Origin of the sequence: Paenibacillus sp. GCM10027629, from assembly GCF_042676425.1 — a bacterium.
GTDB classification, from domain to species: domain Bacteria; phylum Bacillota; class Bacilli; order Paenibacillales; family Paenibacillaceae; genus Paenibacillus_K; species Paenibacillus_K terrigena.
Window position 1 is genome coordinate 321,206 of record NZ_JBHTGZ010000005.1, and the last position, 12,674, is coordinate 333,879.

At 48.9% G+C, this 12,674-nt stretch carries 8 protein-coding genes; 6 read left to right on the forward strand and 2 right to left on the reverse strand.

Features of this window, described 5'->3' with window-relative positions; translation table 11 throughout:
* The first annotated feature begins 88 nt into the window (after nucleotides 1-88).
* A complete protein-coding gene (locus ACFQZR_RS07420) occupies nucleotides 89-1,666 on the forward strand; it encodes a multicopper oxidase family protein (protein WP_379344930.1) in 1,578 nt (525 codons plus the stop codon).
* Nucleotides 1,667-1,989: 323 nt separating this feature from the next.
* Here ACFQZR_RS07420 and ACFQZR_RS07425 read toward each other — a convergent pair whose 3' ends face one another.
* Nucleotides 1,990-3,855, reverse strand: a complete 1,866-nt coding sequence (locus ACFQZR_RS07425) for a DEAD/DEAH box helicase (RefSeq protein ID WP_379344421.1) — start codon at nucleotides 3,853-3,855, stop codon at nucleotides 1,990-1,992.
* A 349-nt stretch (nucleotides 3,856-4,204) separates the two neighbouring features.
* Here ACFQZR_RS07425 and ACFQZR_RS07430 point away from each other — a divergent pair, with 349 nt between their 5' ends.
* From ACFQZR_RS07430 to ACFQZR_RS07450, 5 genes are all read left to right on the forward strand, one after another.
* Nucleotides 4,205-5,551 carry a sodium-dependent transporter gene (locus ACFQZR_RS07430; RefSeq protein ID WP_379344423.1) on the forward strand — a complete coding sequence of 449 codons (1,347 nt, stop codon included), beginning with the start codon at nucleotides 4,205-4,207 and terminating at the stop codon, nucleotides 5,549-5,551.
* Nucleotides 5,552-5,594: 43 nt separating this feature from the next.
* Entirely contained in the window at nucleotides 5,595-6,944 is a 1,350-nt protein-coding gene (locus ACFQZR_RS07435) for a sodium-dependent transporter (RefSeq protein WP_379344425.1), read from the forward strand.
* A gap of 276 nt (nucleotides 6,945-7,220) precedes the next feature.
* Complete coding sequence (locus ACFQZR_RS07440; protein ID WP_379344427.1) at nucleotides 7,221-9,659, forward strand: hypothetical protein; 2,439 nt, start codon at nucleotides 7,221-7,223, stop codon at nucleotides 9,657-9,659.
* A gap of 197 nt (nucleotides 9,660-9,856) precedes the next feature.
* Nucleotides 9,857-11,260, forward strand: coding sequence for a sensor histidine kinase (locus tag ACFQZR_RS07445; protein ID WP_379344429.1), 1,404 nt, complete (start codon nucleotides 9,857-9,859; stop codon nucleotides 11,258-11,260).
* Nucleotides 11,257-11,910, forward strand: coding sequence for a response regulator (locus tag ACFQZR_RS07450; RefSeq protein ID WP_379344432.1), 654 nt, complete (start codon nucleotides 11,257-11,259; stop codon nucleotides 11,908-11,910). Before ACFQZR_RS07445 ends, ACFQZR_RS07450 begins: the two co-directional genes overlap by 4 nt.
* A gap of 348 nt (nucleotides 11,911-12,258) precedes the next feature.
* Here the strand turns inward: ACFQZR_RS07450 and ACFQZR_RS07455 are convergent, their stop codons facing one another.
* Nucleotides 12,259-12,666: a hypothetical protein gene (locus tag ACFQZR_RS07455; protein WP_379344434.1), complete on the reverse strand. Its 408-nt coding sequence runs from the start codon at nucleotides 12,664-12,666 to the stop codon at nucleotides 12,259-12,261.
* Nucleotides 12,667-12,674 lie beyond the last annotated feature (8 nt).

The window sequence follows — 12,674 nt, forward strand, 5'->3', positions numbered from 1 at the left end:
ATTATGTACGTTTTGTATGTGATCTACATCATTTACACATAATTGTTCGATATAATCCGACTCAGAAATGAACGAAGGAGATGAAATGATGAAGGGAACATATAAGCTTGGTTTGCTGCTCGTGATCGGCTCGCTTGCAGTTCTGCTTGCGGGCTGTAAGGATCAGAGCACTGAGGCGACAGCACCTGTAGAGGTATCCAGCAATAAGACCATTACATTGACGGCGCAGGCAAGCACGCTGGAGGTGAAGGATGGGGTGAAGCTTCCGGTCTGGACCTTCAACAATCAAGTGCCGGGTCCGCAGATCCGGGCTAAAGTTGGCGATACGATCCACGTCACATTGAAGAATGAACTGGATGTGCCTGTATCGATACACTGGCACGGCTATCCGGTACCGAATGAGATGGATGGTATTCCAGGTGTGACGCAGGATGCCGTAGTCCCTGGCAAGAGCTTCACGTATTCCTTCAAAGCGACGGTTCCCGGAACCTATTGGTACCACTCCCATCAGGACAGTGTGAATCAAGTGGATAAAGGACTGTATGGCACCCTGATCGTAGAGGATCCGAAGGAGAAGTACGACCGGGATTATACACTCGTATTGGATGAATGGGTCAATGACGGAAAGTCAGAGACAGACAGCAATGACATGGCAGGTATGGACCATGGGAATATGGATATGTCGGGCATGAGTGAAGGCGGCATGGAAGGTATGGATCATTCGCAGATGGGAAGCGATTCGAAGGGTTCTGAGGATTCATCGATGGCGGGTATGGCCGGGATGGACCATGACATGAGTATGTACAATTTATATACGGTTAACGGGAAAGCCGGGGCGAGTATACCTGCACTTGAGGTGAAGCAAGGGGAGCGCGTCCGTGTCCGGTTCGTTAACGCGGGCTACATTGAGCATAAAATGCATCTGCAAGGCCATGATTTCAAAGTCATTGCGACAGATGGGCAGCCGATTGCGAATCCCGCGTCGATCCGCGACCAGCTCCTGGCGATTGCGCCTGGCGAACGATATGATATGGAGTTTATAGCGGATCAGTCCGGTAATGTGCTCATTGATGAGCATGGGGTGGATGCACGGTCTGACAATATGCGTGTCGCGATTGCCTATGAGGGAAATAAGGATAAGACTTCACCGTCTGATGCTTCGCTATCCTTTCCTATATTTGATCTGACAAAGTATGGCGAGAAGCGTGATGCCGCGGCGAAGCTATCGCTGAATACAGCTTTTACACAGAAATTAACCCTGCGTCTGAACACGGCAATGAAGGGTGGGAAGATGGTCTATACGATCAATGATAAGGTGTTCCCAGAAACGGATCCGATTCCGGTAAAATCGGGGGACAAGGTGAAGGTAACGTTGATCAATGAATCCAAAACGGATGATCATCCGATGCATCTGCACGGCCACTTCTTCCAAGTGCTCAGCAAAGACGGCAAGCCTATTGAGGGATCCGATCTCGTAAAAGATACGTTAAACCTGAAGCCGGGAGAGCAGTATGTGATTGCATTTGAGGCGGATAATCCGGGAGAGTGGATGTTCCATTGCCATGATCTGCACCATGCTTCCGCAGGAATGGTAACCGAGGTGAACTATTCGGATTATAAGAAGGCGTACGTACCAGACCCGAGTGTAGGGAATATGCCGGAATAAGATATATGAAAAAAACACCCTCTTGCACATGATCACTTGTAGATAAGGGATCAAGACGCAGAGGGTGTTTGTACTTATTGAAGAGTTAGTAGCAGCAAACTGGCGGATCTATATTGTATTTTGTCCAAGATAAGATGCTGAATTGAGGCTATTGTTCCTCTATATTGTATTTGTGCAGGATAGAAGCTTTATATCGCTACATGTTCTGCTTATACTGCCTAAAGTTCGTGCAAAAATACAGGATAGCACGCTAATGGAGGAGAATAACACCTTAGTTAATGTAAATATCCATGATAGCGGGTGCTCGAAGTTAGACGTGTAATCTATCTTCTGCCACGCCCGCTGTTGCCACCACGACTACCGCGGCCTGCATCCTGGCGTCCGCGGTTGTTATCGCGCCCGCCACGGCCCGCTGGCTGAGTGGAGCGACTACTGCTGCGCTCACCGCGTCCCGCGGATTGAGCTGCGCGCCCGAAGTCGCGCTCACCGCGTCCCGCGGATTGCGCTGTGCGCCCGAAGTCGCGCTCACCGCGTCCCGCGGATTGCGCTGTGCGCCCGAAGTCGCGCTCACCGCGTCCCGCGGATTGAGCTGCGCGCCCGAAGTCGCGCTCACCGCGTCCTGCGGATTGAGCTGCGCGCCCGAAGTCGCGCTCACCGCGTCCTGCGGATTGAGCCGCACGCCCGAAGTCGCGCTCACCACGTCCCGCGGATTGCGCTGTGCGCCCGAAGTCGCGCTCACCGCGTCCAGCGGATTGCGCTGCGCGACCGAAGTCGCGCTCACCGCGTCCCGCGGCCTGCGCTGCACGTCCGCCGCTGCGCTCCTCGCGTCCCGCCGATTGAGCTGCGCGACCGAAGTCGCGCTCGCCACGCCCAGCGGCCTGCGCTGCGCGTCCGCCGCTGCGCTCCTCGCGCTGTGCGCCACGGCCTGCGCTGCTGCGGGAAGCCCCGCGTTCGCTGTTGCGCCCTGCGCCGCGACGCTCACCACCACCGCGACCCGCCTTCGGCGCGTCCGTACGGTTCTGGCGTCCCGCTTTGGCTAGGGATGCCTTCGCGTCGCCCGTGCGCTCAAGCCCCGCGGCACCGAGCTGGCGCTTCGGCAGCGTCATGCGGATGCCGCGCTCGATGACTTCTAGCGCTCCGCGGTCATGCGATGTCACGAATGTAATCGCGGTACCTGTATTCCCGGCACGGCCTGTCCGTCCAATGCGGTGAATGTAGAGCTCAGCGTCAGCCGGGATATCATAGTTGAAGACATGCGTGACGCCTTCGATATCAAGGCCGCGTGCAGCCATATCTGTCGCGACGAGGATTTGCAGCTTCGCTTCACGGAATTTCTTCATGACCTGTTCACGCTTCGCTTGCGTCAGGTCACCGTGAAGTTCGTCCGATGCGTATCCTTGCTCTTGCAGTTCTTGATTCAGCTTGCTCGCCCGGCGCTTGGTCCGGCAGAACACGACAGCTAGATACGGATGCTGCTGCTCGATCAAGGTGCAGAGGTCGTTGAATTTTGAGCGATCCGTCACCTGCATCGCAATTTGTGTAATTTCCGTTAATGTAACTTGTTTCGCTTCTACTTTCACATGGTGCGGCTGCTTCATATAAGCTTGTGCTAATTGACGCACTTGCTGCGGCATCGTCGCAGAGAAGAGTAATGTCTGACGACGTGTAGGCGTCTGAACAATAATATCCTGCACATCCGTCAAGAAGCCCATGTGCAGCATTTGGTCCGCTTCATCCAGGACGAGCATTTTCAGCTTGCCGAGGGTGATTGAACCGCGGCGAAGATGGTCTAGCAATCGCCCAGGCGTTGCAACGACGATGTGGACAGCGCCTTCAAGCTTACGCAGCTGTCGTTCAACATCTTGTCCACCGTAAGCTGCGAGGACGCGTGCACCTACGACGGGAGCAAGCTTTTTCAGCTCCGAAGTGATCTGGATAGCAAGTTCACGCGTCGGTGTCAGGATAAGCCCTTGTACACCGTCATTATTTACATTAATACGCTCGAGCATTGGCAATACGAATGCGAGCGTCTTCCCCGTACCTGTCTGCGCTTCGGCGATGACATCATGTTCATTGTGTATAAATGGAAGGGACTCTTCTTGAATAGGTGTCGGGGATGAGATCCCGAGCTCCTGCAGCTTCAGGACGAGTTCCGTTCGAAGGCCTAATTTGTTAAATGGTTTTGTCATGAGATTGATGAGCTCCCTTATCATAAATTCCTGTTGCTATTGTAACATGCGCGGCGTCTTAAGCAAGCAGCGTCGGCATCTTCCGTTTCCTTGTTACCGCGGTACAGCATATATCCTTTACTGTGGTTGGGTGGATTTGGTATGTATTGTTTTCCAGTTATCTATTGACTATTATCATCGAATCAGGGCATACTGTGAAAACATTCTCATAGAAGAATATGAGGTAGTTTACTGCATAAACGATAAGGTACAAGTATGATAATTATTTGAACCATATCATATGAAGGAATTAATGAATCAAGCAGTGTTTTCCCACACTCATCTTAGATTACACAATAAGGGGTTATTTATGTCAAAGAAGTCACAGCAGCGCAACAACACGGATCAATTCTCATCTTTTGGTTTCATTATGGCTGCAATCGGCAGCGCCGTAGGTATCGGGAACATGTGGAAATTTCCCTATCTCACCGGGAGTAACGGAGGGGGAGCCTTCCTATTTGTCTTTATCATTTGTTTAGTCTTGGTAGGTATTCCGATTCTACTCGCAGAGCTGTCTTTGGGTCGTGCAGGTCGCGGCGATGCAATGACTTGTTTTCAAGTACTGGCGGTTAAGCAGCGCAAGTTGTGGGCTAGCTTTGGGCTGTTATCCATCATCGCGGCATTTATGATCTATTCGTTCTATATCGTTGTTACGGGTTGGACGTTCAACTATGCGGTAGTATCATTCTCCGGTGCGTTATATCGGCAACCGGATTTTGCTGCGTATTTTAAGGAGTTTTCAGGAGGGGGATGGCCTCTCTTCTATATGATCGTGACCGTCGTAATTGCGGCTCGCGTGCTGATGAAAGGCGTGTCCAAGGGAATTGAGCTGTTCAATAAAATTCTGATTCCCGTCCTAGGTGTTTTGCTTATTGCATTAATGGTGGTATCCTTAACGCTTCCTGGTGCAAAAGCAGGCGTCGAGTTTTTCCTAAAACCTGATTTCTCGGAGCTATCGATTCAATCCACGCTCGTCGCACTTGGACAAGCGTTCTTCTCGTTATCACTCGGGATGGGGGCGATGGTCACGTACGGTGCTTATGTGGAGAAAGATCAATCGCTAGGCAAAGCAACGCTCGCCGTGAGTGTCGGGAACATTATCTATGCGGTTATCGCGGGACTTATTATCTTCCCGATGACCTTCTCGTATGGGCTCGAGCCTACGGCAGGCCCAGGGCTGATCTTCGTTGCATTGCCAGCGGCTTTTGCAAATATGCCATTTGGACATATGCTCGGGGGCTTGTTCTTCCTGCTTATCGCATTCGCAGCGTTGACATCCTGCGTATCCGTTCTGGAAGTTATCATTGCGTTCGTAATCAAGCATTTAGGTTGGACACGTCGTCGTGCCGTCACCGTGTTGTCCTGCTTAGCAGCGATTCTTGCGATTCCGATCTCCCTATCCGTCGGTGGTCCTATCGCGGAATGGAAGTTATTCGGCTTCAATCTGTTCGATTTGTTCGATTACATTGCGTCGAATATATTCCTGCCGATTGCCGGGTTAGGAGTTACATTATTCATTGGTTATATCACCAAAGCTGGGGCGCAAGAAGCGAACCTGCAGCCGGGAATGAACAAGGTATGGCTCACCTTACTGCGTTATGTGGTTCCCGTCTTCGTGGTCCTTATCTTCCTGTATTCCACAGGACTTATTGCATAATACTTCACGACAACTCGTGCAGACAGGAGAAATTGCATTTATTATGGCGAACAACAGAACAGCGCTTGAGACAAAACAAGCCACAGATCAATTCAGTAGTGCCGGCTTTATTCTAGCTGCGATCGGCAGCTCCGTCGGCCTTGGGAACATGTGGATGTTCCCTTATATTACGGGACAGAACGGAGGGGGGGCTTTTGTTCTCCTCTTTTTCTTATGTCTCCTCATCGTCGGGATGCCTGTCTTGTTGGCAGAGCTTGCGATAGGGCGGGGTGGGCGCGGGGATGCAGCTTCCTCATTCCGTAATCTAACCACACGCAGAATCTGGCATAAGAGCGGAATTTTCCTTGTTATCGGCGCATTCTTGTTATTTACGTTCTATAGTGTCGTTGCCGGTTGGACGCTGCAGTATACGCTGCAATCGTTTGTTGGTGATCTCTATTCGAATCCGAATTACACGGAGACATTTGCGCAATATACGAGCGGATGGATGCCAATATTCTGGCAGATTATGATTTTCATCATTACAGGTTGGATTGTAGCCAAAGGGATCTCCGGCGGGATTGAGAAGTTCAATAAAATCGTACTTCCAGCACTATTGATCATCTTAGTCGTTCTTATGGTGCGCGCATTATTTTTACCTGGTGCAGGGGAAGGGGTCTCTTTCTTCTTGAAGCCCGATTTCTCGGAATTGACGGTGGATTCCTTACTGCAAGCACTGGGTCAAGCGTTCTTCTCGCTCTCTCTTGGGGTCGGGGGGATGATGACGTACGGAGCTTATGTGGAGAAGAATCAGTCGCTCAGTCAAGCAACCGTAGCGATTACGGGGGGCAGTGTGGTGTATGCGTTGATTGCCGGACTCATTATTTTTCCGACCACATTCTCCTTCGGCATTGCGCCGAGCTCGGGGCCTGGACTTGTGTTTATTGCGCTTCCTGCTGCGTTCTCATCGATGCCTTTCGGGCACATGTTCGGGGCATTCTTTTTCATTTTGCTCGCCATTGCGGCGTTGACCTCAGCAATTTCGATGGTTGAGGTACCCGTTGCATATTGTATGAATCGTTGGCAGTGGAGCCGGAAGAAAGCAGCCACGCTTGTACTAATTGTTTGTTATGTGTTTGCGTTACCCTGTGTTCTCTCCGCAGGCGGTGTGCTAAGTTCGTATACGTTAGGCGGCAAAAATGTCTTTGACTGGATGAACTACATCACCTCGAATATTATGCTGCCGCTCGGCGGACTCATGATTACGATCTTTGTCGGTTACGTATGGACGAGGTCGGTGGAAGAGGCGGGGCTTAGCTCGGGATGGTTCAAAGCTTGGATTTTCACACTGCGGTATATTGCTCCATTATTAATTATTTTGATCTTGTTATCATCGATTGGTCTATTGAAATAAAGCGAGATCCGAGAAGCGTCTACAGCCCTTTTGCGTGGGTAGAGTAGACGCTTTTCTTATGTGTATACATAGATTGTTCTACCGTGTCTTGTTCAGATGGAATTAAGATTGAGTTAAATGGGCGAAAATTTTTTTATGTATTTTCTTGCAACATTTTGTGGAACCCTCCCGTTAAGGAGTATGTATGCAAGAGCACATCATAGAAACATGGCCATGAAAAGATTGAAACACCAAGCAGCAACCATAAAATTTAGATGACAATGGAGGAATTACATCATGAACAAATTTTACAAAGTACTCGCGACGGCAACAATTCTAGCAATGGCAGCAGTCCCTGTGGCAAGCGCGCATCAATCGCAGCAAGTACCTAGCATTGCGGTATGCCCTCCAGGTCCAGTTGACCAAGCGGATCTGAAGAAAGATGTATCTATCTTGAATGCGAATGCGAAGAGCAACCAGAACAAGCACGACAAAGAACATAACGAGAACAAAGAAAATAAAGAAAACAAGCATAATGAAGACAAAGAACATAAAGAAGACAAAGAACATAAAGAAGATAAAGAAGATAAAGAGCATAAAGAGCATAAAGAGCAAAGACAAGTTCTTGGTACAGTCGGCCAAATTACGAACTATACAAATAATCAGAACGGCAAGTACATAACGGTAGTCGGGAGAGGCGTAACGGCGAAAGATCAAAGCGATATGATTCTCGCGATCACAAAAGATACAAAGATTATCAATTCCAAAGGGAAAAAGGTTAGTCTCGATTCCATCATCAAGGGTGGAAAAGCGGTAAAAGTATTCTATGGTCCAGTGATGACGAAGAGCTTGCCACCAAGAGGCACGGCAATAACGATAATCGAACAAGATCAAGCGATGAACGGTGTTATTGGTAAAGTTACGGACGCGAAGAATAGCAAAGTCGTCGTGACAGGCAAGAACATTTATAATGGCAAAGAAGAGACGATTGTGCTTCAGCTTACAGGCCACACGCCAATCGTGGATCACAACGGCAAGAAGGTTGAGCGCAAAGACATTACAAAAGGTATGAGCATTGAAGCGTTCTACGGCCCACATAAGACGAAGAGCGTGCCTGCGCAAGCTCACGCGACTTATATTATCGTGAACAAAGAACAACAAGTGCAAGAGCTTGGAACAAGCGGTGTGATCGTGGAGAAGAATGACAGTCAAATCACGGTTGTAGGTACGCCTGCAGCGCAAGGTGGACAGAAGGAAATTAAGCTTAACGTGACTGATAATACAGTTATCGTGAATGAAAAAGGCGAGAAGCTGACGAAAGATGCACTTAAAGCGAACCAAAACGTCGATGTCTTCTACGGACCAGCGATGACATTCAGCTTGCCACCAATGGGCAATGCAACGAAAATCGTTGTTAAAGGACAAGAATCGGTTAAAGCCGAGGGAACAATCGAGAAATCGGATTTTGCCAAAGGTTCGCAAATCTATCTGAATGTTAACTCGGATGACAACAAGGTGAATGATATTGTTCTAAATATCAACAAAGATACGAAAATCGTGAACCTTCATGGCAACCAAGTGGAATTGAAGCCAGGCATGAAAATTGTTGCTTTCCATTCTCAAATCATGACGATGTCGATTCCTGGAATCACAGATGCTAATATGATCGTTATTACTGAGGAACAACAAGAGCAATTGCCAGGTACAGACGGTATCGTGACAGATGTGAACGGGGATCGCGTGACGGTTGTCGGCAATCCGCTTGAGCAAGGTGGACAACAACAAATTATTCTTACTGTCGATAAAGATACAGTGATCGTGAATGAAAAAGGCCAAGTGCTCAGCAAGGATGCGATCAAACCGAATGTAAGTGTCGAAGCAACGTATGGCCCAATGATGACGGCGAGCTTCCCTGCGATGTCTCATGCGAGCAAAATTGTTGTTAAAGGTCAGGAGACTGTAAAAGTCGAAGGTACAATCATGAAGGATCGTACGAACGATAAGCAGCTCTATGTGAATGTGAAATCTGATAATGAAACGTCGAATGACGTGATTCTGAACGTTACGAAAGATACAAAAATCGTGAACATCCATGGCGGCGAAGCAAAATTGACACCAGGAACGAAGATCGTTGCGTACCACTCGCCAATCATGACGATGTCGCTACCAGGCATCACGAATGCGGAGTTGATCATTGTAACTGAAGCGCAGCAAGAGGTATTGCCAGGAACAGACGGCATCGTGACAGATGTTAACGGAGATCGCGTGACGGTTGTCGGCAATCCGCTTGAGCAAGGTGGACAACAACAAATTATTCTTACTGTCGATAAAGATACAGTGATCGTGAACGAAAAAGGCCAAGTGCTTAGCAAGGATGCGATCAAACCGAATGTTAGTGTAGAAGCAACGTATGGCCCAATCATGACGATGAGCTTCCCAGCGATGTCGCATGCGAACAAAATTGTTGTTAAAGGTCATGAGACTGTGAAAATCGAAGGTACAATCATGAAAGATCGTACGAACGATAAGCAGCTGTATGTGAATGTGAAATCCGATAATGAATCGTCGAATGACGTGATTCTGAACGTGACGAAAGATACGAAAATCGTGAACATCCATGGCGGTGAAGCGAAATTAACGCCAGGAACGAAAGTCGTAGCTTACCATTCGCCGATCATGACGAAATCTCTTCCAGGCATCACAAATGCAGAATTGATCATCGTTGTCTCTGAATAATCACTATCGTACAACAGAGCAGCCGCTCCCAGAAATGGGGCGGCTGTTTTTTTGTGAGATCATTGCTGAAGTGAGGGATTTCTTATAGGCGCTAATTCCACCGACGTACGCCCGGACCTACGGGGCTATTTGATGAACCATTACGCGACAGATATGTCAGGGAAAATTTAGTGATTATGCTATAATGATGAAAATGCATGGTTTATGAGGACGGGGAATATCATTTGATTTTTGTGCTGATTGTATTGTGGATTACGTCTCTATTATTACTATTATCCGGCTGGCGCAATCGCTCGGCCCGCTGGCTGAGCAGCGTCGCATTCTGCGGTGGTTCGGGTGCCCTAGCATCCGTGCTGCAAGAAGTGATACGGCCTGTCGTATCAGTTCTTGGGGGAACGGCTACAACGGATGAAGGTCTCTATATTGCTATGACGGTCTTCTCGTTAATTAGCTATTATGGATTGCCCTACTGTTATGTAAGATTCGCGGGAACATACCATGGATTACCGCAACTTCAGCCGAAATGGCGCTCTCTCCATTGGCTCTTGCTATTACCTGTCGTAGGTATGTTCCTCATTTATCACTATTATCCACCAGAATATAACGTGCTTGTCTACTGGGCGGTACCTTATATTGTCATCGGGACAGTGCTTATTGTGCGTAAGCGCGGAGTCCAGCCGTGGGAGCAGCGTTCCCACCAGGTGACGATGATAGCGGTCGTTCCTGCTGTCTTGTTCGCGATGGTGATGAATTATGTGATGCCGGCGCTTGGCATCTACGAGATGTGGCGGTATAACGTCTGGACGATCACACTTGCCTTTCTTATTTTTGTGACCGCGTTATTTAAATCGGGTTTCCTCGGGGTTCAGCTCTATATTGAACGTCGCCAAATGGATCGGACGCTCCGAGCGATTACTTCCGGGACAGCGATTCTAAATCATGCGATTAAGAATGATATTGGCAAAATCCAGCTCTACTGCGACAAGCTTATCTCTTCGCCAAATAAAGATTCTCAGGATGAGTTAACTCAAGATGTGAAGGTGATAGCGCGTGCTGCGACACATATTCAGGAAATGGTGAGCCGTGTGCAGCATAATACACAGGACTTGGTCCTCAGACCGGAACCGGTACAACTTGATACATTAATCTCGGAGACGATCGAGATGCTTCGTCCGAAGCTTACGCAATCGGGTATCGAGGTCAGCACGTCATGGGGCGATGATCAAGCGTTGATGGAACTTGTCATTGATCGCGCTCAAGTGCATGAGACACTACATAATATTATAATGAATGCCATTGAAGCGATGCCGCAAGGGGGCAAGCTGAGAATTCTACGGAATGAGACCAAGCGGTTGTGGATTGTAAGCATTGAAGATACAGGGTACGGCATTCCGAAGGAACATCTGGGCAAGGTGATGAACCCATTCTTCACGACGAAGGCAAGCAGCTCGAACAACTTTGGGCTGGGACTGGCTTACTGTTATCAAGTGATGAAGAAGCATGGCGGGACGATGCGAATCGAGAGCCGTCCATCGGGCGGAACAACGGTCCATTTACATTTTGCCAAAAATAAACGAGCAAGTCGGGAGGCTGGAGCATGACAATGATTCGCGTGTTCCTCGTGGAGGATGACGAGGATTGGAGAAGGGGGTTGTCCGCTTATGTCACGAAAGAGGCGGATATGGAGGTCATTGGTACGGCTGCAAACGCTGCTGATACACGTACGCTTGCTCCAGCCCTGAACCCGGATGTCATCCTTATGGATATTATGCTGGTCGATTCGATGGAGGGGATTGCATTAACCGCCGAAATTAGTGCGTTGTGTGAGGCGAAAATTATTATGCTCTCGTCGTTGACGGAGAAGCAGGTGATCTTCGATGCGTTCAAAGCGGGGGCGGTTAATTATCTGGTGAAGTCCGATTTTGGGGCGATTCCTGGGGCGATACGTGAGGCATATCGTGAGAGTTCGCCGATTGACGCGCAGGTTGCCGAGCAAATCCGAGAGGAGTTCCGCCGCTTGAAGCAGCTGGAACAAGAGTATGAGGCGAAGAAGCTGAAGGATCTGATCACGCCGGCCGAAATTCAAGTCTTGTCGATGATCGACCAAGGTTATACGCAGACACAAATCGCCGATAAATTCGTGATTTCCATTCGTACCGTGAAAAATCACGTAAGCCATATTCTGAAGAAGCTGCCAGGCAAGAGCAGTAAAGAAGCGGCTAAGAAGGCGAAGGACATGGGCTTGTTTTAGCAGTTGTTTACGGGGCCCCAGCAAAGTATTTGAATCGACTTCCAAGTCAAGCACCACTTTGTGGGGTATTTTGGGGTAAAGGAGTACCTGCTTGATGTAAGAGCAGGTACTCTTTTTCATGACGAGAAAATTGTCCAAGTGAATATCACGAAGGAGGAGGGTATCTCTTGGAAGAGCCTGCGTTCGATCTTTGGGAGCCCTTTGCCACCGACTATTTCAATCATCGCAAAGGGCGGACAAGAATCGACTGGAAAGAGATACCCTCCCCGATGCATCCTATTCAGTGGACAACTGCATTCGAGTCATGCCCGTACCTGCCCTTAAATCAGGGCAGGTACGGGATGGGGATTAGCGGGATTTACGGTTGCTGCGAGTACGGCTTTTACGAACGGCTTTAGTACGAGCACGCATGCCACAGTGTACGTCTGATTCGGTGACGTGGCAGAAATGTTGTGGGACAGGGATCGTGTGATGTTGGTTAACGACATTGACTGGATGAACGATCGGTTGTGTTGCTGTGTGGTACTTGTTGTTAACAACCGTTTGCGTTGGAGCTACAATCGCTGGCAATGTGGATGGTTGCATAGGCATAGGCATAGGCATAGGCATCATTCCGTAAGGGCTAACATTCGATGGACCCATGTTGGATGGACCCATGTTCGACGGGCCTACGTTCGACGGGCCTACGTTCGCAGGACTAACATTTGAAGGACCATATCCCATTGGTTTCATGTTGCTTCCACAATTACGTTTCATTTTTAAAT